The sequence below is a fragment of the Neisseria dentiae genome, assembly GCF_014055005.1.
Taxonomy (GTDB): Bacteria; Pseudomonadota; Gammaproteobacteria; order Burkholderiales; family Neisseriaceae; genus Neisseria; species Neisseria dentiae.
The window spans coordinates 863,590-883,107 of sequence record NZ_CP059570.1 but is presented as its reverse complement, the minus strand read 5'-3'; the positions used below and the strand labels follow the sequence as shown (position 1 = coordinate 883,107).

Sequence of the window (19,518 nt, the reverse complement as noted above, 5' to 3'; positions counted from 1 at the left end):
ACAAAGGAAACCCGAAATGAGCAAACAAATCGTCATTCTGCCCGGCGACGGCATCGGCTCCGAAATCACCGCCCAAGCCGTGCGCGTGCTAGACAAACTGATTTCAGACGGCCTCGACGTGCAATACCAATACGCCCCCATCGGCGGCGCAGGCTACGACGAATACGGCCACCCCTACCCCGAATTCACCCAAAACCTGTGCCGCGCCGCCGATGCGGTGCTGCTGGGCGCGGTGGGCGGCCCGCAATACGACAACCTCGACCGGCCGCTGCGCCCCGAGCGCGGCCTGTTGGCCATCCGCAAAGACCTGAACCTGTTTGCCAACCTGCGCCCCGCCATTCTTTATAAAGAACTGGCCAACGCCTCCACCCTGAAACCCGAAGTGGTGGCCGGTTTGGATATTCTGATTGTGCGCGAACTCACCGGCGACATTTATTTCGGCGAACCGCGCGGCATCCGCACGCTGGAAAACGGCGAGCGCGAAGGTTTCAACACCATGAAATACAGCGAGGGCGAAATCCGCCGCATCGCCAAAGTCGCCTTTGAAGCCGCACAGAAACGTGGCAAGAAACTGTGTTCGGTGGATAAAGCCAACGTTTTGGAAACCACCGAGCTGTGGAAAGAGATTTTCAACCAAACCGCCAAAGACTACCCCGACGTGGAATTAAGCCATATGTATGTCGATAACGCCGCCATGCAGCTCGTGCGCGCGCCCAAACAGTTCGACGTGATCGCCACCGGCAATATTTTCGGCGACATTCTTTCCGACCAAGCCTCGATGCTCACCGGCTCCATCGGTATGCTGCCCTCGGCCTCCCTCAACGAAACCGGCAAAGGTTTATACGAACCTTCGCACGGCTCCGCGCCCGACATCGCCGGCCAAAACAAAGCCAACCCGCTGGCCACGATTCTGTCGCTCGCCATGCTGGTGCGCTACAGCCTGAACGACGAAGCACGCGCGCAGCAAATCGAACAGGCCGTGCAGAAAGTGTTGGAACAAGGCTGCCGCACCGGCGACATCTACGAAGAAGGCACGCGTTTGGTTTCCTGCTCCGAAATGGGCGATGCCGTGCTGGCGGCGTTGTAAGTTGATACGGCAAGATACCTCTGCCCCCCCCGGATGTGGGCGTAGCAGCGCAGCGAGTGCAGACATATCACACGATAGGCAAGCGAGCGAGCAGCACACAACGCAGAAATGCGCCGCAGATGGGGTTTTGCAAAGATCTCGGTAAATCAATTATTGTTTAGATACAATACAAAATAACAGGCCGTCTGAAAAACTTTTTCAGACGGCCTGTAAGCTTTGCAAAATTCCTTTCAACATCTTCAAATCTCTGCGTCATGCCCGGGCTTGACCCGGGCATCTTTTTGTTTCAACAGAGATAACATGTAGGAAAAGCTAGCGTTGTTTACAGTATTTGTAAAGACAATACTGCATGAACATCCATAAAAATACCCGGCTAACCCCGCATAACCGCCAGGCCATTTGGCGCGCTTATACACAAGACAAAATCAGTGTAACTTCGTTGGCACAACAATACCGTGTCAGCAGAGTAACGATTTACCGCATACTCAAAGCAGCCCGGTTGCGGCTGCTCACCCCGCAAAAAAGCACCAACAACCGCTTTAAACAAGCCAAATACGGCATGAAACGCCTGGCTAAAGTTGAGCGGGAAATCGAAGAGAAACTCAAAAAACAGGCAAAGCGTTACAACCAATCCTATCCCGGCGAAATGGTTCATTTCGATACCAAACGGCTGCCTTTGCTACAAAACCAAAAAGCAACCGACCCTCGGGATTATCTGTTTGTTGCCATTGATGATTTTTCCCGCGAGCTGTATGCTGCAATATTGCCGGACCGTACAGCAGCCAGCGCAGCCAAATTTCTTTTGCGCGATGTGATAGATTGTTGTCCCTATACCATCGAATGCGCCTATTCCGACAACGGTGTGGAAATCGTGGCAATGCGGAGCACCCGTTTGGCATTGCCTGTGTGCAAAACAACATAAGCCAAAAATTCACCCGTGTTGCCCGGCCGCAAACCAATGGTAAAGCCGAGCGGGTTATCCGTACCTTAATGGAAATGTGGCATGACAAGCATCCGTTTAAGGATTCGGCGCTCCGGCAAAAAGAGTTATGTCGTTTTGTTAACTTTTATAACACCGTCAAGCCCCACAAGAGCCTGAAAGGCGACCCCCCTTTTTGAGGTTTTACAGGCTTCATTCCCAACCTGTTGTGTAAACAACCCGATCATTTCCTACACGGATTATTGGTCCACAAATGCGCGTTCGATCAGATAATCGCCGCGTTGGCCCATTTTCGGCGAAACTTTCATGCCGAATTCGTCCAGCACTGCGCTGATGTCTTTCAGCATGGCGGGGCTGCCGCACAGCATGGCGCGGTCGTGTTCGGGGTTCATCATCGGCAGGCCGATGTCTGCGAACATTTTGCCGCTTTTCATTAAGTCGGTGATGTGGCCGCGGTGCGGGTATTCTTCGCGCGATACCACGGGGTAGTAAATCAGTTTTTCTTTGACCAGCTCGCCCAGGTATTCGTGTTCGGGCAGCTCTTTGGTGAAGCGGTCGTAATAAGCCAAATCTTTTTTGTAGCGCACGCCGTGCACCAGAATCACTTTTTCAAACTGGTCGTAAACTTCCGGGTCTTTGGTGATGCTCAAAAACGGGGCGATGCCGGTGCCGGTAGAGAGCAGGTAGAGGTTTTTGCCGGGGTTCAGGTCGCCGCAGATCAGGGTGCCGGTGGGCTTTTTGCTCACCAACACTTCGTCGCCCACTTTCAGGTGTTGCAGGCGGCTGGTCAAGGGGCCGTCGGGCACTTTGATGCTGAAGAATTCGAGGTGTTCTTCCCAGTTGGCGCTGGCCACGCTGTATGCGCGCATCAGCGGTTTGCCGTCCACCATCAGGCCCACCATCACGAACTGGCCGTTTTCAAAACGCAGCGAATCGTCGCGGGTGCAAGTGAAGGTAAAGTAGGAATCCGTCCAATGGTGTACGGAAAGAACGGTTTGGGTGTTGAACGCTGCCATTCGGATACTTTCTTTTGAGAACGATAAAAATGAAATACGGTTTCAGACGGCCTCAAGGCCGTCTGAAAAATCATTGTTTGAGACCTATGCAACCCCCCATCTGCGGCGCACTTCTTCGTTGTGTGTTTATGCCCTTTAGGGTACTGCTCGCTCGCTTGCCTAACTCTATGTTATGTCTGCGCTCGCTGCGCTGCTACGCCTTGAACTGCATCCATATCTGGGGGTTTTGCAAAGGTCTCTGTTTGATTAAAAATACGGCATTCTAAACAAAAACATTTCTCATCACAATGTTTGCCCGGCAGGGCGTTTTTCAGACGGCCTGATCCAAGGTTGTGCGGATAATGTTTTTCACCGCCTGCGCATCATTGGGCACCACGGTTACGCGCTGGGGCAGCTGCTCCAAGCCTGCAAGCGCGGCTGGGCGCGGCACGGCTACGCGGCCTACGGCTTCGTGTATGGTGTCTTCAAATTTGGCAGCCAGGGCGGTTTCGAGGCAGACGATGGTTTCGCCCGCTTCGCGTACTTCGCGCGCCACTTTCACGCCGTCGGCGGTGTGCGGGTCGATTAATTCGCCGTCGGTGCGGTAAACTTCGGCGATGGTCTCCAAGCGGTCGCGGTGGCTGCTTTTACCGGAGACAAAGCCGTATTTTTCGTGCGCTTCTTGCAGTTTCGCCGCCAAGTCGAAACCTTTGCCGCTGCCGACTTCTGCCCATAATGTTTGGATTTCCGCTGCGTTTCTGCCCATCAGGTCGAACACGAAACGCTCGAAGTTGGAGGCTTTGGAAATGTCCATCGAGGGGCTGGAGGTAACGTGGGTGTGTTCGGCGGTGCGCGGGCGGTAGGCGCCGGTTTTGAAAAATTCGTCGAGCACGTCGTTTTCGTTGGTGGCGACAATCAGGCGGCGGATGGGCAGGCCCATTTGGCGGGCGATGTGGCCGGCGCAGATGTTGCCGAAGTTACCGCTGGGCACGCAGAAGCTCACTTTTTGCGCGTTGTTTTCGGTGGCTTTGAAATAGCCGGCGAAGTAATACACCACTTGCGCCACGATGCGCCCCCAGTTGATGGAGTTGACGGTGCCGATGTGGTATTGCGCTTTGAAGCCGGCATCGTTTTGCACGGCTTTTACGATGTCTTGGCAGTCGTCGAACATGCCGTCAACGGCGATGTTGTGGATGTTTCCGTCTTGCAGGCTGAACATCTGCGCGCGCTGGAAGCTGCTCATTTTGCCGTTTGGCGAGAGCATGAACACATTAACGCCTTTTTTGCCGCGCAGGGCGTATTCGGCGGCGGAGCCGGTGTCGCCGCTGGTGGCGCCGAGAATGTTGAGCTGTTTGCCTTCTTTGGCCAGCACGTATTCAAACGCGTTGCCCAAAAACTGCATGGCCATGTCTTTAAACGCCAGCGTGGGGCCGTTGGAAAGCGCTTGGATTTTGATGCCGTCCGAAAGTGTGCGCACGGGCGTGATTTCGGCGCTGCCGAAAGTTTCGGCGGTGTAGGTGCGGTTGACGATATCGCGCAAGTCGGCGGCGGGAATATCGGTAACAAACAGGCTCATGATTTCAAACGCCAGTTCGGGATAGCTCAGGCCGCGCCATTTTTGCAGGGTCGCCCCGTCGATTTGCGGGTAGTGTTCGGGCAGCATCAGGCCGCCGTCGGGCGCAAGCCCCATCAATAATACTTCGCTGAACGGTTTGGGTGCGGTGGCTCCGCGGGTGCTGATATATTTCATGGTTCGGTTTCTTAAATAATCGGGTAAACGCCAAACGGCATCAAATGTTTTCAGACGGCCTGCTGCATATAAACAGGCCGTCTGAAAAGGTTAACGGTATAAACGTTTCATGCAGGCGGTTACGGTTTTGGCGGTTACCGAGGCCACGGCCTGCGTGCGGGTGGCGGGGTTGACGATCTGCACCATTTCGTTGGCGGTCATCTGGTTGGGGGCTTCTTCGCTGGCGCAGCCGCAGATTTTGTCTTCCCATTCCTGCTGCTTTTCGGCCGTCATCGCCAGCGCGATCATGCGCCATTCGTTGCGTTTGTTCAGTTCGGCGCGGCATTGGCTGTCCACCGCCGCCGTTATCAAAGAGTTGCCTACGCCCAAACCGCTGTTCATATTGCCGCCGGCGGTGCAGGCGGCGAGCAGTAAGGCAAACGGCAGTGCAATGATTTTTTTCATGATTTCCCTTTTTCAAACAAGTGGTAAAAATTCTTATCCGGCCGTTGATTTTCCCACACTCCGGGGCGAAACTGCCCATTGCAAAACATTGGGGGGAATATCTTCTGCGTTCGGTTTTCATCATCCGAAGGCCGTCTGAAACAAAACAGGTGTTATTGTACCGCATCGGGCTGCTGCTTACACGTTATAATGCGGGGAAACTTCGCAACGGAAACCGCCATGCTAGACCTGTTCTCCCGCCAGCCCGACGCCCCGCTCGCCGAACGCCTGCGCCCGCACTCGCTCGACGACGTTATCGGCCAGCAGCACTTAATCGGCGAAGGCAAGCCGCTGCGGGTGGCGGTGGAAGGCGGCAAGCCGCATTCCATGCTGCTGTGGGGGCCGCCGGGCGTGGGCAAAACCACGCTGGCGCGAATTCTGGCGCAGAGTTTCAATGCCCAGTTTCTGCCCGTGTCTGCCGTGTTTTCGGGCGTGAAAGACATCCGCGAAGCCATTCTGAAAGCCGAAACCGCTCTGCAACAGGGGCGCGCAACGATTTTGTTTGTCGACGAAGTGCACCGCTTCAACAAAGCCCAGCAGGATGCGTTTCTGCCCCATGTGGAAAGTGGCCTGCTTACCTTTATCGGCGCCACCACCGAAAACCCTTCGTTCGAAGTCAACCCCGCCCTGTTAAGCCGCGCGCAGGTGTATGTGTTGCAGCCGCTCTCGGCGCAGGATTTGCAGCAACTGATTGATAAAGTGCTCGCCCTGCCCGATTACCGAGGCTTTGCCATAAACGATGAAGCCCGCGAACTGTTGTGCAACACCGCCGACGGCGACGCGCGCCGGCTGCTGAATCTGTTGGAACAACTGCTGCGCGCCGCCGCCACCCGCCGCCTGAACGAACTCACTCCCGAGTTTCTCGCCGAAAGCCTGGGCGCGCAAATCCGCCGCTTCGACAAAGGCGGCGAGAGCTTTTACAACCAGATTTCCGCCCTGCACAAATCCGTGCGCGGCTCCCACCCCAACGCCGCGCTGTATTGGTTTTGCCGTATGCTCGACGGCGGCACCGACCCGCGCTACCTCGCCCGCCGCATCGTGCGCATGGCTTGGGAAGATATCGGCCTGGCCGACCCGCGCGCCATGCAGATTGCCAACGAAGCCGCCGCCACTTATGAGCGCTTGGGTTCGCCCGAAGGCGAACTCGCGCTGGCGCAGGCCGTGCTCTATCTGGCCGCCGCCGCCAAATCCAACGCCGGCTACACGGCCTACAACCAAATGCGCGATTTCGTGAAAAACAACGCCAGCGACGAAGTACCCGTGCATCTGCGCAACGCCCCCACCAAAATGATGAAAGAGCTGGGCTACGGCCGCGAATACCGCTACGCCCACGACGAGCCGCACGCCTATGCCGCAGGCGAAAGCTATATGCCCGACGGCCTGGCCGAGCCAGATTTCTACCAACCCGTGCCGCGCGGCCTCGAAATCAAAATCGGCGAAAAACTCGCCTGGCTCAAACAGCTTGATGACGAGGCAGGCAGTGGGCAGTGATGTTGGAATCCGGTCGGCATTCGAAGCCGAATATGATTCAAGTGTTTAAAAAACGATAAGGCTTTCAAAGGCTTCAGGCCGTCTGAAATAATATTTTCAGACGGCCTGAAGCCTTTATATGCCAATAATTTAAATTTCAGTTTATCCGGCACAACCGCTTATTGCTATGCACGCTGTACTTTGCTTTCGCGAATCGGCAGGTTCAATAACGCTGCCGCAGCGGCCAGCGCCATGTCGGCATACCACATCCAGCCGTAATCACCGAATGCCGTGATGGCCCAGCCGCCCAGATAGGCGCCGAAAAAGCCGCCGATTTGGTGCGACAACAGGGTTAAGCCGAACAAAGTGGCCAAATAGCGCACGCCGAAGAGTTTGCCGACGATGGCGGCGGTGGGTGGTACGGTGGCCAGCCATGTTAACCCCAGCCCTGCGGCGAACAGGTAAAACGTTACATCGGTGCGCGGCATGGCCAGATATGCCGCAATCAGCAGCGCGCGCGAGGCATACATCCAAAACAGCAGATATTTGCTGCGCCAGCGGCCGACCGCCCACCCCACCATCAGGCTGCCGACAACGTTGGCAAGGCCGATAATCGCCAACGACCACGAAGCCACGGCGGGCGGCAGGCCGCACAGCGCCACTTCGGAAGGCAGGTGCGTAACCAGAAAGGCGATATGAAAACCGCAGGTGAAAAAGCCCAAGTGCAGCAGGATATAACTGCGGTCTTTAAACGACTGCGCCAAAGCCTGTTTTAAGGTTTGGCCGCCGCTTGCCGCAGCAGCCGTCTGAACCGCAACCTCGGCATCGCCGCGCGTGAGCCAGCGCGAAACGGGAATCACCAGCAGGCTGATGGCCGCCAGCGCATACATCGCGCCGCGCCAGCCTGCGGCAGGCAGAAAAATCAGCCCCTGCACTATCGGTGCGAACAGAAACTGCCCGAACGATCCGCCCGCGTTCACAATGCCCGAAGCCGTGCCGCGCATCTGCGGCGGCACTTTGTTGGCCACTTGGCTCATCAAAATCGAAAAACTGCCCGCCCCGGCTCCAAACGCAACCATCACGCCCACCGTTAAAGTCAGCCCCCAAGTGGTGGGCAGCCACGGCACCAGCGCGCAACCGGCAGCCAGCAGCAGCGTTCCCCAAAAAATCACCGGCCACGCGCCGAAGCGGTCGGCGAGCGCGCCGGTCAGCGGCTGCGATACGCCCCACATCAGCTGCGTTACCGCCATCGCAAAGCTGATGCCGGTGATGCTCAAAGCGGTATCGCGCACCATGGGCTGCACAAACAGCCCCAGCGACATCCTGATGCCCATGGTAATCATCAGCACCGAAGCCGCCGCCAAAACCAGCAGCCACAAATAACGCAGGGTGTGCGGATGAGATTGGGTTGAATCCATGCTTTACACTTTCTGTCTGCCGCCGCAATATTGCGAAATAAGGGCGGTTATAGCGAAGGCCGTCTGAAAAAGCAAGGGCGCCGGCGTTTTGCCGGAAAGGTTTGTTTACAGATTCTTTACAGCTACATCGGCTTACACTTATACTGCCCTTCCAATCTCAACGCCCGGCAGGCACCCGCCGCCGATTTTCCAACAAACAGGAAACTACACCATGACTCCTGATAAAAACCGACCCGAAAATATCGAGTTGCTCAGCGCGCAGGCGCCGATAACCGATTTCAAAGGCCTGTTCACCGCCATTATCGCAGCCATCGTCAGCTTCGGTATCTACCATATCCTGCCCTACGACACCAACGCCAACAAAGGCATTGCCGTGTTGGTGTTTGTGGCGATTATGTGGTTTACCGAAGCGGTGCACATCACCGTAACCGCGCTGATGGTGCCGCTGCTGGCCGTGTTGTTGGGCTTTCCCGACATGGACATCAAAAAGGCCATGAGCAGCTTTTCCGACCCGATTATCTATATCTTTTTCGGCGGCTTCGCACTCGCCGCCGCCCTGCATATGCAGCGGCTCGACCGCAAAATCGCTGTGTGGCTGATTTCGCTTTCGCGCGGCAATATGAAAGTGGCGGTGCTGATGTTGTTTGTTGTAACCGCGTTCTTATCGATGTGGATCAGCAACACCGCCACCGCCGCCATGATGCTGCCGCTGGCCATGGGCATGATGGACCACCTGGATAAAGAAAAAGAGCGCAAAACCTTCGTGTTCGTGCTGCTCGGCATCGCCTACTGCGCCAGCATCGGCGGTTTGGGCACCATTGTGGGTTCGCCGCCCAACGCCATCGCCGCCAAAGCGCTGGACCTGGACTTTATGGGCTGGATGAAAATGGGCTTGCCCATGATGCTGCTGATGCTGCCGCTGATGCTGTTTTCGCTCTACATCATTTTGCGCCCCAATCTGAGTGAGCGCGTGGAAGTGAAAGCCGAACATATTCCGTGGACGCTGCACCGCGTGCTGGCCATGCTGATTTTCATCGCCACCGCCACCGCGTGGATATTCGGCTCTAAAATCAAAGACGTGTTCGGCATTTCCAACCCCGACACCGTTGTTGCGCTGACTGCCGCCGTTACCGTGGTGGTGTTGGGCGTGGCGCGCTGGAAAGAAGTGGCCCGCAACACCGACTGGGGCGTGCTGATGCTCTTCGGCGGCGGCATCTGCCTGAGCAACCTGATGCAGGTTTCCGGCGCCTCCGAAGCCATCGGCCAACAGGTTGCCACCACTTTTGCTTTGGCCCATCCGCTGATTGTGATTTTCATCGTGGCCACTTTCATCATCTTCTTAACCGAATTCACCAGCAACACCGCCTCTGCCGCGCTGTTGGTGCCGATTTTCGCCGGCGTGGCCACCCAGATGGGGCTGCCGAAAGAAGTGATGGTGTTTGTGATCGGCGTCGGCGCCTCTTGTGCCTTTATGCTGCCGGTTGCCACCCCGCCCAACGCCATCGTGTTCGGCACGGGGTTGGTGAAACAGAAAGATATGATGCGCGTGGGTTTGCTGCTGAATATTCTCTGTATATTCCTCGTTGCTTTGTGGGCCTACGCGTTCTACGCTTAATCCCTTGAAGTGATAACGAACAGGCCGTCTGAAGTGTTTTCAGACGGCCTGTTTGTTTTGTTGAAACCCCCGTATTGTTACTGTGCAAACCCGAAATCAAGTGCTTTTGCACAAACGGGATTCTTGAAGCCGGTAAGCCGCCATATTCCCGCCGATATCAGGGGCAGCCGACCGGCAGGTGCCGCTAACCGTGCTTCCACCAGTTGCCCAGTTTGCGCGAACCGCTGTCGAGCGCCCAGCCGATTAAGCCGATTAACACGATGGCGGCCATCAACTCCGAATAAGCCAAACGGTCGCGGGTATCGAGAATAAAATAACCCAACCCCTCGTTTACGCCCAGCATTTCGCACGGCACCAACACCACCCACACGATGCCGATGGCCAGCCGCAGGCCGTTCAGAATATCGCCGGTTACTGCGGGCAACATGATTTTAAACAGCATTTCGCCCTTGGTGGCCGAAAGCGAGCGGCCCAGCTCCAGCCACTGTTTGTTGATATTTTTCACGCCCGATGCGGTGTTGAGGATAATCGGCCACACAGCTGCAAAGGCAAGCAGGAAATAAATCGGCGCATCGCCGATACCGAACAGCATCACCACCACCGGCATCCACGAAAGCGGCGAAATCATGCGCAGAAACTGAAAAGCGGGGCTGGCGGCCTGCTCGGTTTTAGGCGACAGCCCCAATGCAAACCCCACCGGCACGCCGATTAGCAGCGCGAAAAACAAGCCCACAAACACGCGCTGCAAACTTGCCCAGATATGCGGCCACAACTGGCCGTCTGAAAGCAGAACGCCGAGATTGCCCAACGCCGGCGCGGGTGCGAGCAGGTTGGCCAGCGGCATATTCTGCGCCAACAGCACGGCGCCGGCCTGCCAAACGGCCAGCAAAGCCAGCAGCCCCAAGCCGCCGAGCAGATAGTTGTTTGACTTCATGGTTTTCCTTTTTTTCTAATGATATGTGTTCAGACGGCCTGCACGGCAGACTTTTCAGCCAAACAGCCGCCGGCCGAAGAAAAACAGCACCAACCCTGCCGCCATCACCAACAACCCTAAAAGCTGCCACACCTGCACCGGCCTGACAGCCATGCCGATTAAGCCGAAATGGTCGATTACTGCGGCCGTGAGCAGTTGGCCGACAATAATGAAAAACAGCATATTGGTAATGCCGAGCTTGGGGGCGAGAAACACGGTGGTAAACACAAACCCCGCACCCAGCACGCCGCCCAAATATTTCCATGCGGGCTGCTGCGGCATCTGCTGCCACGCGCCTGCCAAATCCGCTTTCAAGAAACACAAAGCCAGCAGCACAACCGTGCCTACCGCAAACGATATCATTGCGGCCACCAACGGCTGCATCAGCAAGCCTTTAGCCAATTGGCTGTTAATTGCGGCCTGCGAAGCCAAAGCCGCACCGGCGGCCAAGGCCATTAAAATAAAAACCGACATAACACTCCGATGTTGTAACCGAGCTTTGCAAAACTCATTAAGGCCGTCTGAAATATTTTATGCCGTCATTATCGGGCTTTACCCGATAATCCAGTATTTGCCACTCAGATAAAAAGCGGATATTTCAGAAATATCCGGTGCCGGATTGCCGGGTCAAGCCCGGCAATGACAGGCGAGTGTTACCGGAAGCCGTGTATTCGGGTTAAATTTTCAGACGGCTTTAATAAATTTTTCAAAGGTTTCAGATTAGGGCGTGTAGTCAGAAAACTTGTGAAGCGGATTTTTAAACAAAAACACCGCCGCAACGCGGCCGACTACGCGCCCTACCCTCAAGGCTTGCTGATTGCCCGCATCAAATCTCAAACACTTCTTTTCTGGCCAAACCCTGCAAGCCGAACGCCTGCATCATTTCAGACGGCCTTAGCGCCGCTTCCACAAAGCGCGTGTCAAACAGCTCTTTCGCCGCTTCGGCGGGGTTTAACGCCTGCAAAAACGTGTTCACGCCCGCCAAATGGGTTTGCTGCAACAGCGTAACCAGCATTTCGCTATACGATTGAAACGGGTAAGGCTGAAAATCGATGCGCTTCTGGTGCCAATCAAGATGCCTCACCGCGCCGTCGCGCTCATATCTGCCCCATGCCACCGGCTCGGGCTGTAACACGCTGCGCAACACATTTGCATCGTGCGGGGTGTATTTCTGCACACCCTGTTTGGCCAGCAGGTTGGCGGTTTCGACGCGGTGGTTTTTCGCCCATGCGGCGGCCTGCACCAGCGAAGTAACCACTTTTTGCACCCATTCGGGGCGGTTTTGGATATCGTGGTCGTGCATCATCGAAAGGCAGCAGGCGTGGTCTTTCCAAATATCGCCCGAAAAGCGCAGCACCCTGCCCACGCCTTTGGCTTCGGCCAGCGCGTTAAACGGCTCGGCCACGATAAAGCCCGCAATCTGCTTGGAAGCCAGCCCCGGCACCATATCCGAAGGCGGCATCACCGTCAGCCGCACCTGCCCTTGGCGCGGGTTTTTCTCCACCACCTGCAAACCGGCCTGCCGTATCATCTGCTGCACAATCACGTTGTGTATCGAATACCAAAACGGTATCGCCACCGTTTGCCCCTGCAAATCCTGCACGCTCCGGATATCGGGGCGCACGGTCAGCGCCGAGCCGCAGGTGTGGTTCCACATCAGCGCGCGCACGGGGGCGCGGCTGCCGTAGCGCATCCACACGCTCATCGGCGAGAGCACATGAATCAGGTTGACCTGCCCGCTTAAAAACGCTTCCACCAGGCTTGCCCAAGAGCGGAACAAAACGGGCTTCACGGTTTCCACGCCGTTTTGCCGGAACAGCCCCGTGCCGTGCGCCACCAACAGCGGCGTGGCATCGAGAATCGGCAGATAGCCGATGGTGAGCGGTGCGTCGGGGTCGGCGGAGGCACGTTTGGAACAGGCTTGCAGCAGCGGCAGGGCGGCAGCGGCGCCGAACAAGGCGGAAAGTTTGAGAAAATCGCGGCGGGTGTGCATAGGGTGTTCTTCACAAAAGCAGGTTGCGGTTTGATCGGGTTGGTGCGTTTTCAGACGGCCTTGCGGCGTTTAAATCACAAAATCCACCGTTTTCGCCTGCATGCTGTATTGCTGCGCGTGGTGCAGCGACTGCAAAATCTCACCGCGCATGGCGTTCATCTCCCACAGCTTGTCGTGGCGCGGGAAAGCGTGCTGCGGCTGCCAGGTACCGAGGATGCGGCCGGGGGTTTGGCCGATCAGCACAATGCGGTCGGATACCAGCAGGGCTTCATCGATGTCGTGCGTTACCATCACGGCGGCGGTTTGGTGGCGGCTCACGATTTCGCGCAGCAAATCCTGCATTTGCGCGCGGATCACTTCGTCAAGTGCGGAAAAAGGTTCGTCGAGCAGCAGCACCTGCGGCTGGCGCGCCAGCGCGCGGGCAAGGGATACGCGCTGCGCCATGCCGCCCGAAAGCGCGGCCGGAAACTGGTCGGCCGCATGGCTCAGGCCCACTTCGGCCAGCGCGTCTTCCACGCGGCTTTTCAGCTCGGCTTTGCCGATATGCGGCTGTTTTTTGAAGTCCAAGCCAAAAGCGACATTGTCGCGCACGTTCAGCCACGGCAGCAAAGAGGCCGTCTGAAACACAAAGCCTACGCGCGGGTGCGGTTTTTCTACGTTTTCGCCCAACAGCGAAACGCGGCCTTGCAGCGGGCGGTTCAGCCCCGCCAGCACGCGCAGCAGCGAAGATTTGCCCACGCCGCTGGGGCCGAGCAGGCTCACCAGCTCGCCCTGTGCCACGGTTAGGGAAAAATCTTGCAGAATGGTTTTCAGACGGCCCTGTTCTTGGTAGCCGAGGGAAAGGTTGTCAACGGAAAGTGCGGCGGTCATGGTTTTGCCTTGTGTGGTGTCGGGGGGCAGTTCGGTCATACTCGGATTTGGTCCGAGTATGACGTGTGTGCTTTATCAAACTAATTGACTTTATCTCTGCTTTGCAGGAAAGGAGTTTTGCCGGCCAGGCCGTCTGAAAAACATGGTTGATTGTTTTCAGACGGCCTGTTTGGATTGGTTCAAATCGAAAATTCGTCGCCGCCCATAAACTCCAAATCGCTGATTTCTTTGCGCAGGTGTTTCAATGCGGGGGTAACGATGGCAACGAACATGGCTTCGCGCAGGCGGCGCTGTACGGGGCTGGACATCAAATAGCCTTTTGCGCCGGCATGCAGGGCGGCCGATTGCGATGCGTCGAGGCACAGTTGCGAAGCATCGGCGCGGGTTTGCAGGGTTTCGAGCATATTGGCCTGGTTGAGGTAGGCTTCGTCGGCCAGTTTCATGGTTTTCGCCAGCAGGGCCTGATGGCGCTTTTGCAGCGCGTCGCGGCCGTGGTCTAAGAAATAATTGGTTTCGCTGCCCACGTCGGCCAGCGCGATTTCGTGCAGGCAGCCGTCGATAATGCCCGCACCGATGCCGATTTGCAGCAGGATAAAGCCCGCTTTGATGGTTTTGATAAAGTCGGCGAACTGTTCGGGCGCGGCCAAAACGTCTTCATGCGGCACGAAAACGTTGTCGAACTTAATCGCAAACGTGCGCGTGCCTTCCAGCGCGCAGAATTCGGGGCAGGCAATCAGCGACACGCCTTCGCGCGCGGCACCGGTGATAAACATCACATAGCCGCCGCCGGTTTGCGCGGTGTTCGCCCAGATATGGTCTTCGCCGAGATTGGACACCCACGGCAGCATGCCGTTTACAATGTAGCCGCCTTCGGTTTCCGCCGCCTGAAGCAGGTGTTCTTCGATGCCCGCCAAGTGTTTGACGGTGTTCGACATTCCTGTTCCCGCCAGCACCTTGCCGCTTAACACGTCGGGCAGGTAGCGTTTTACCGCCTGATTGGGCGTTTGGTGCAGATACCAGGCGCAGGCGGCCTGGCACCATGCCGAAAAGGCGGTGGCGCCGCAAGCCTTGCCGATTTCGCGCAACACGGCAATCTGCGCGCCCAAACCCAAACCGCTGCCACCTTCGGCCTCGCTACCCACGCAGGCAAAACCGCCCAGCCCGCCCGCTTTGCGCAGAAAGTCTTCGGGGTAAAGCCCTTTGCGGTCGATATCTTCCACCAAAGGAACAAGGTCGGTTTGCACGAGGTCGGCGATGTTTTGCAGCAGGGTTTCGCGGGACATGGGGTTCTCCGAAAAAGGAAATATGGGGGATAAGATAAGCCGGTGGGCAGGGTTTTGGCATTATCCGCCCGGGCCGTCTGAAAATACTTACAGCCAATCAGCTTGATAACAAGCATGCACGTCATACTCGGGCTTGACCCGGGTATCTCATGCCGCTGAAATCCAAGATACCCGGGTCAAGCCCGAGTATGACGAAACCGTTAGCAAACGGTTCGACTATAACAATAGATTTTTCAAAGCTTTCAGGCCGGGAACTTTGCAAAACTACCTTGAGGCCGTCTGAAAAGCTTTTCAGACGGCCTATCGTGCCTGCTTTTTAAGCGAAATCTTTCAACTCGGGATTGATTTCGGTTTTGGCCAGATTGTTGGTGTAGTTGCACAAAGTGGCCAGCGCCACACCCAACACCACTTCCACCGCCTGCTGCTGGTTGTAGCCTGCATCGAAAAAGGCTTGCAGCTCGGCATCGGAAACCGCGCCTTTGTTGGCCATCACGGCCACGGTAAACGCGGCCAGCGCGGAAAGTTTGGCATCGTCAAACGCGGCGGGGTCAACCGCGCGGCTGGCAGCAATCGCGTTTTCGGAAAGCAGTTTTTTCAAAGTGGCCAGTTTGGTGTGGCCTGCCACGCAGAAACCGCACTCGTTGGTTTTGGCGGCGATAATCTGCACCACCTCCACTTCGCCCGCACTCAGGCTGGTGGCGGCGTTGAGTTTGCCCACTTCCTGATAAAACGCCAGCGCCTCGGGCGAATTGGCCAAAACGCCGATTAAGTTCGGCAGAAAGCCGTTGTTTTTCAGCGCGGCTTCCACGCGCGGTTTGGCGGCTTCGGGAGCGGTTTCGACGGTGTGTACGGTTAAACGTGCCATGATTTTTTCCTTTTTGATATTGAAAATCAGGGCAGCACGGTAACAGAAAGTAACGGCAAAGGGAAATAAGTAGAAAAGCTTTAGATATAACGAAAAGTTATAAATTTATGCAATACCGGGCAATGCAATAAATATGATTAAAAATCAAACAGTAACTTCAGACGGCCTTAAGGTATTTTTGCAAAGGCCTCGGCCTGTATGCCGGGCTGGCCGTCTGAAAATACTAACGAGGCAAAGCCAATAAACGAAGGCAAAACGTTTAGCCCAAGCCGGCAAACAACAGAAATAAGCCAAAATGCAGCAACACCGCATCCGTTTTATTTTGTTTCGCCGTGTTTCTGCTTTTTCTCTTTCGAGCCGCGCTTCAAATGCCGGTCGTATTTAACCGCGCACTCAGGTTTACCCAGCCCCGCCAAAACATAAAGATGCGCGGCAGCCGACGCAGCCAGACTTTCCAGCGTGTAGCCGCCTTCAAGCACCGATACCACGCGGCCTTTGGCGCTCTCGGCAGACTGGATGATTTTGTGGGTCAGCCAGGCGAAATCGGCTTCATGCAGGTTCAAACGACCCGTTTCGTCTTGCTTGTGGGCATCGAAACCCGCCGACAGCAACACCAGCTCGGGCTTGAAGGCCTGCAAACGGGGCAGCCATTGTTCTCGAATCCTTGTGCGGAACACGCGGCTGCCGGTGTTCGGCGCGAAAGCAATGTTCACGCTGTTCGCTGCCGCTTCGCAACCGGCTTCTGGAAACGGATATAGCCCCTGGCCGAAGCTGTTTAAAAACAAAATGCGCGAGTCGTTTTTAAAGATTTCCGCCGTGCCGTTGCCGTGGTGCACATCGAAATCGATAATCGCGATACGTTGCAGGCGGAAATTGGCGATGGCGTGCATGGCGCCCACCGCTGTGTTATTAATCAGGCAGAAACCGCCGGCTTTGTCGGTTTGGGCGTGATGGCCGGGCGGGCGCGCGGCGCAGAAAGCGTTAAACGCCTCCCCTTTCATCACCATCTCCACGGCCTTCACCACCGAGCCGGCCGCATAACGTGCGGCGTGCAGCGATTCGTGGCTCATCACCGTATCATCGTCGAGGCGGTAGATTTTTCCGGCCGGCGGCTGCACCGATTCTAAAAAGCGCAGATACTTGCGCGGGTGAACCAAAGCCAACTGTTTGTCGGCCACCTCTGGCGCCTGCACGGCCTGCATCGCGCTTAAAATACCCTGTTTCTCAAGCTCCGCCTCGATGGCCGCTATACGCTGCGGCGATTCGGGATGGCTCGTGCCCGGCTCGTGCAGCAGAAACAGCGGATGGCTGATCCATGCCGTTTTGGCCTTGCGGCCGAACAGGCGGCGCAACTTGGTGCGTATGTGTTTGACGATATTCATTGCCGTGTTTCCCGTTATTCAATGCCGCAGCGTAGTTTTTCAGACGGCCTTTTGAGCAATTTATGGTTAATCCATACGGAAACTTCTTGGAAAAATCCGCCCTGCCCTTTAGAATAGCCTATTTCCGACGGCAATCCAAACGGTTTGCCGCCCGCCAACAATTTAAGGAATGGACAACATGATTGATTTTGCTTATGCCGCCGATGCCGCCCAACCCAATATGCTGATGCAGTTCGCCCCGCTGGTGCTGATTCTGGTGGTGTTCTACTTTCTGATTATGCGCCCGCAGCAAAAGAAATTCAAAGCCCACCAAGCGATGATTGCCGAGTTGAAACGCGGCGACAAAGTGATTTTGGCTTCGGGCTTCAAAGGCACGGTCAACAAAGTGGGCGAGCAGTTTTTCACCGTGGAAATCGCGCGCGGCGTGGAAGTTGAAGTGGAACGCAACGCCATCGCCAGCAAAGTCGAGTAAGCCCGCCGCCTTAAAAGCCGCCGCCTTCGTGCTGCGGCTGTTTGTATTTATAAAATAAAGGTTTAACATGAACCGTTATCCGCTTTGGAAATACCTGCTGATTGCCGCCACGATCATTTTGGGCATCATCTACACCCTGCCCAACCTGTTCGGCGAAACCCCGGCGGTGCAGGTATCCACCAACCGACAATCCATCATCATCAACGACCAAACCGAAGCGCGCGTGGCCGCCGCCCTCAAGGCCGCCAACATTCAAACCGACGGCATGTTTGTGGCCGACAATTCGCTGAAAGTGCGCTTCAAAGACACCGAAACCCAGCTCAAAGCCCGCGACGTAATCGAAAACACCATGGGCGAAGGCTACATTACCGCGCTCAACCTCTTGGCCGACAGCCCCGAATGGATGGCCAAAATCAAAGCCAACCCGATGTTTTTGGGTTTGGATTTGCGCGGCGGCGTACACTTTACCATGCAGGTGGACATGAAAGCCGCCATGCAGAAAACTTTCGAGCGTTATTCGGGCGACATCCGCCGCGAACTGCGCCGCCAGAAAATCCGCATCGGCACCGTGCGCCAAACCGAAAACAGCCTGATTGTGCCGTTTCAAGACAGCGCTGATTTACAGAAGGCGCTGCCGCAGCTGCGCAATTATTTCCCCGAAGCCACGCTGACCCCGCAGGGCAACAACTTAGTGTTGTCGCTTTCGCAGGAAGTGCTCAACAAAGTGCGCACCGACGCGCTCAGGCAAAACATTACCACCCTGCACAACCGCGTTAACGAATTGGGCGTGGCCGAGCCGGTGATTCAGCAGTCGGGTGCGGAACGCATCGTGGTGCAGCTGCCCGGCGTGCAGGACACCGCCAAAGCCAAAGACATTATCGGCCGCACCGCCACCTTGGAAGTACGCATGGTTTCCGACGATCCCGCCCAAGTTCAGGCGGCCTTGGCGGGCAACGTGCCGGCGGGTTACGAATTGCTTTACAGCGCAGGCGAGCAACCGCAGCCCACGTTGGTAAACAAACAGGTTGAGCTGACCGGCGACAACATCAACGATGCCCAACCCGGTTTCGACGAAATGGGCGCGCCCGCCGTCAACATTAACCTCGACAGCACCGGCGGCAATATTTTTGCCGACCTCACCGCTCAAAACGTGGGCAAACGCATGGCGATGGTGTTAATCGACCAAGGTAAAGCCGAAGTGGTTACCGCCCCCGTTATCCGCTCCGCCATCACCGGCGGCCGCGTACAGATTTCCGGCAGCATGAGTACCGCCGAAGCCAACGACACTTCGCTGCTGCTGCGCGCCGGCTCGCTGGCCGCGCCGATGGAAATCGTGGAAGAGCGCACCATCGGCCCTTCTTTGGGTAAAGAAAATATCTCCAAAGGCTTTAATTCAACATTGTGGGGCTTTGCCGTGGTGGCCGCCTTTATGGTGGTGTATTACCGCCTGATGGGCGTGTTTTCCACCATCGCGCTCACCACCAACATTCTCTTTCTGATTGCGATTCTGTCGGCGCTGCAAGCCACCTTGACGCTGCCCGGTATCGCCGCACTGGCTTTAACGCTGGGTATGGCGATCGACTCTAACGTGTTGATTAACGAGCGTATCCGCGAAGAGTTGCGTGCGGGCGTGCCGCCGCAGCAGGCAATCAACCTCGGCTATCAGCACGCTTGGGCAACCATTGTCGATTCCAATATCACTTCGCTGATTGCCGGTATCGCCCTGCTGATTTTCGGTTCCGGCCCCGTGCGCGGCTTCGCCGTGGTGCACTGTCTGGGCATTCTCACCTCGATGTATTCGTCGGTGGTGGTATCGCGCGCGCTGGTTAACCTGTGGTACGGCCGCCGCCGCAAACTGCAAAGCATTTCTATCGGCTCGGTGTGGAAACCCGAAACCGAAACGGCCGGTAAGGAGTAAGCAA

At 56.4% G+C, this 19,518-nt stretch carries 16 protein-coding genes and 2 pseudogenes; 6 read left to right on the top strand and 12 right to left on the bottom strand.

Features of this window, described 5'->3' with window-relative positions; genetic code table 11:
- The first annotated feature begins 16 nt into the window (after positions 1–16).
- Positions 17–1,087, top strand: coding sequence for a 3-isopropylmalate dehydrogenase (leuB, locus tag H3L92_RS04145; RefSeq protein WP_085366927.1), 1,071 nt, complete (start codon positions 17–19; stop codon positions 1,085–1,087).
- Positions 1,088–1,126: 39 nt separating this feature from the next.
- Here leuB and H3L92_RS13210 read toward each other — a convergent pair.
- A pseudogene (locus tag H3L92_RS13210) lies at positions 1,127–1,224 on the bottom strand (lipoprotein signal peptidase); the annotation flags it as partial.
- Positions 1,225–1,436: 212 nt separating this feature from the next.
- Here H3L92_RS13210 and H3L92_RS04140 point away from each other — a divergent pair.
- Positions 1,437–2,300 (top strand): annotated as a pseudogene (locus tag H3L92_RS04140) (integrase core domain-containing protein).
- On the opposite strand, the gene H3L92_RS04135 reads toward H3L92_RS04140, so the two are convergent.
- The 3 genes from H3L92_RS04135 to H3L92_RS04125 all read right to left on the bottom strand — a co-directional run bounded on the left by H3L92_RS04135 (position 2,267) and on the right by H3L92_RS04125 (position 5,219).
- Positions 2,267–3,043 carry a ferredoxin--NADP reductase gene (locus H3L92_RS04135; protein WP_085365557.1) on the bottom strand — a complete coding sequence of 259 codons (777 nt, stop codon included), beginning with the start codon at positions 3,041–3,043 and terminating at the stop codon, positions 2,267–2,269. The pseudogene H3L92_RS04140 and the gene H3L92_RS04135 sit on opposite strands and share 34 nt — an antisense overlap.
- Before the next feature lie 310 nt (positions 3,044–3,353).
- Positions 3,354–4,772, bottom strand: a complete 1,419-nt coding sequence (gene thrC, locus H3L92_RS04130) for a threonine synthase (protein WP_085365556.1) — start codon at positions 4,770–4,772, stop codon at positions 3,354–3,356.
- Positions 4,773–4,862: 90 nt separating this feature from the next.
- Positions 4,863–5,219, bottom strand: coding sequence for a hypothetical protein (locus tag H3L92_RS04125; RefSeq protein WP_372338537.1), 357 nt, complete (start codon positions 5,217–5,219; stop codon positions 4,863–4,865).
- A gap of 216 nt (positions 5,220–5,435) precedes the next feature.
- Between H3L92_RS04125 and H3L92_RS04120 the strand changes: the two genes are divergently transcribed.
- On the top strand, positions 5,436–6,746 hold the full coding sequence (locus tag H3L92_RS04120) for a replication-associated recombination protein A (RefSeq protein ID WP_085365554.1): 1,311 nt from the start codon (positions 5,436–5,438) through the stop codon (positions 6,744–6,746).
- 164 nt (positions 6,747–6,910) lie between these two features.
- On the opposite strand, the gene H3L92_RS04115 is transcribed toward H3L92_RS04120, so the two are convergent.
- Positions 6,911–8,143 carry an MFS transporter gene (locus H3L92_RS04115; protein WP_085365553.1) on the bottom strand — a complete coding sequence of 411 codons (1,233 nt, stop codon included), beginning with the start codon at positions 8,141–8,143 and terminating at the stop codon, positions 6,911–6,913.
- Positions 8,144–8,354: 211 nt separating this feature from the next.
- On the opposite strand from H3L92_RS04115, the gene H3L92_RS04110 reads away from it, so the two are divergent.
- A complete protein-coding gene (locus H3L92_RS04110) occupies positions 8,355–9,758 on the top strand; it encodes an SLC13 family permease (RefSeq protein WP_085365552.1) in 1,404 nt (467 codons plus the stop codon).
- A gap of 184 nt (positions 9,759–9,942) precedes the next feature.
- On the opposite strand, the gene H3L92_RS04105 is transcribed toward H3L92_RS04110, so the two are convergent.
- From H3L92_RS04105 to H3L92_RS04075, 7 genes are all read right to left on the bottom strand, one after another.
- Positions 9,943–10,692 carry an ABC transporter permease gene (locus H3L92_RS04105; RefSeq protein WP_085365551.1) on the bottom strand — a complete coding sequence of 250 codons (750 nt, stop codon included), beginning with the start codon at positions 10,690–10,692 and terminating at the stop codon, positions 9,943–9,945.
- 54 nt (positions 10,693–10,746) lie between these two features.
- Complete coding sequence (locus H3L92_RS04100) at positions 10,747–11,205, bottom strand: DMT family transporter (RefSeq protein ID WP_085365550.1); 459 nt, start codon at positions 11,203–11,205, stop codon at positions 10,747–10,749.
- Between the two features lie 352 nt (positions 11,206–11,557).
- Entirely contained in the window at positions 11,558–12,724 is a 1,167-nt protein-coding gene (locus H3L92_RS04095) for an ABC transporter substrate-binding protein (protein ID WP_085365549.1), read from the bottom strand.
- Between the two features lie 69 nt (positions 12,725–12,793).
- Positions 12,794–13,633, bottom strand: a complete 840-nt coding sequence (locus H3L92_RS04090; protein ID WP_169710485.1) for an ABC transporter ATP-binding protein — start codon at positions 13,631–13,633, stop codon at positions 12,794–12,796.
- A gap of 140 nt (positions 13,634–13,773) precedes the next feature.
- On the bottom strand, positions 13,774–14,877 hold the full coding sequence (locus H3L92_RS04085) for an acyl-CoA dehydrogenase family protein (RefSeq protein WP_085365548.1): 1,104 nt from the start codon (positions 14,875–14,877) through the stop codon (positions 13,774–13,776).
- A gap of 316 nt (positions 14,878–15,193) precedes the next feature.
- Positions 15,194–15,742, bottom strand: a complete 549-nt coding sequence (locus tag H3L92_RS04080) for a carboxymuconolactone decarboxylase family protein (RefSeq protein ID WP_085365547.1) — start codon at positions 15,740–15,742, stop codon at positions 15,194–15,196.
- Positions 15,743–16,059: 317 nt separating this feature from the next.
- Positions 16,060–17,124, bottom strand: coding sequence for a histone deacetylase family protein (locus H3L92_RS04075; RefSeq protein ID WP_085365546.1), 1,065 nt, complete (start codon positions 17,122–17,124; stop codon positions 16,060–16,062).
- A gap of 178 nt (positions 17,125–17,302) precedes the next feature.
- Here H3L92_RS04075 and yajC point away from each other — a divergent pair, with 178 nt between their 5' ends.
- Positions 17,303–17,596, top strand: coding sequence for a preprotein translocase subunit YajC (gene yajC, locus H3L92_RS04070; RefSeq protein ID WP_085365561.1), 294 nt, complete (start codon positions 17,303–17,305; stop codon positions 17,594–17,596).
- A 67-nt stretch (positions 17,597–17,663) separates the two neighbouring features.
- Positions 17,664–19,514 carry a protein translocase subunit SecD gene (gene secD / locus H3L92_RS04065; protein WP_085365545.1) on the top strand — a complete coding sequence of 617 codons (1,851 nt, stop codon included), beginning with the start codon at positions 17,664–17,666 and terminating at the stop codon, positions 19,512–19,514.
- The last annotated feature ends 4 nt before the right edge of the window (positions 19,515–19,518 follow it).

What these genes read in the sequence shown, in the direction of transcription:
- leuB (WP_085366927.1), top strand. Translation starts at nt 17, where the DNA reads ATGAGCAAACAAATCGTCATTCTGCCCGGCGACGGCATCGGCTCCGAA.
- H3L92_RS04135 (WP_085365557.1), bottom strand. Translation starts at nt 3,043, where the DNA reads ATGGCAGCGTTCAACACCCAAACCGTTCTTTCCGTACACCATTGGACG.
- thrC (WP_085365556.1), bottom strand. Translation starts at nt 4,772, where the DNA reads ATGAAATATATCAGCACCCGCGGAGCCACCGCACCCAAACCGTTCAGC.
- H3L92_RS04120 (WP_085365554.1), top strand. Translation starts at nt 5,436, where the DNA reads ATGCTAGACCTGTTCTCCCGCCAGCCCGACGCCCCGCTCGCCGAACGC.
- H3L92_RS04115 (WP_085365553.1), bottom strand. Translation starts at nt 8,143, where the DNA reads ATGGATTCAACCCAATCTCATCCGCACACCCTGCGTTATTTGTGGCTG.
- H3L92_RS04110 (WP_085365552.1), top strand. Translation starts at nt 8,355, where the DNA reads ATGACTCCTGATAAAAACCGACCCGAAAATATCGAGTTGCTCAGCGCG.
- H3L92_RS04105 (WP_085365551.1), bottom strand. Translation starts at nt 10,692, where the DNA reads ATGAAGTCAAACAACTATCTGCTCGGCGGCTTGGGGCTGCTGGCTTTG.
- H3L92_RS04100 (WP_085365550.1), bottom strand. Translation starts at nt 11,205, where the DNA reads ATGTCGGTTTTTATTTTAATGGCCTTGGCCGCCGGTGCGGCTTTGGCT.
- H3L92_RS04095 (WP_085365549.1), bottom strand. Translation starts at nt 12,724, where the DNA reads ATGCACACCCGCCGCGATTTTCTCAAACTTTCCGCCTTGTTCGGCGCC.
- H3L92_RS04090 (WP_169710485.1), bottom strand. Translation starts at nt 13,633, where the DNA reads ATGACCGAACTGCCCCCCGACACCACACAAGGCAAAACCATGACCGCC.
- H3L92_RS04085 (WP_085365548.1), bottom strand. Translation starts at nt 14,877, where the DNA reads ATGTCCCGCGAAACCCTGCTGCAAAACATCGCCGACCTCGTGCAAACC.
- H3L92_RS04080 (WP_085365547.1), bottom strand. Translation starts at nt 15,742, where the DNA reads ATGGCACGTTTAACCGTACACACCGTCGAAACCGCTCCCGAAGCCGCC.
- H3L92_RS04075 (WP_085365546.1), bottom strand. Translation starts at nt 17,124, where the DNA reads ATGAATATCGTCAAACACATACGCACCAAGTTGCGCCGCCTGTTCGGC.
- yajC (WP_085365561.1), top strand. Translation starts at nt 17,303, where the DNA reads ATGATTGATTTTGCTTATGCCGCCGATGCCGCCCAACCCAATATGCTG.
- secD (WP_085365545.1), top strand. Translation starts at nt 17,664, where the DNA reads ATGAACCGTTATCCGCTTTGGAAATACCTGCTGATTGCCGCCACGATC.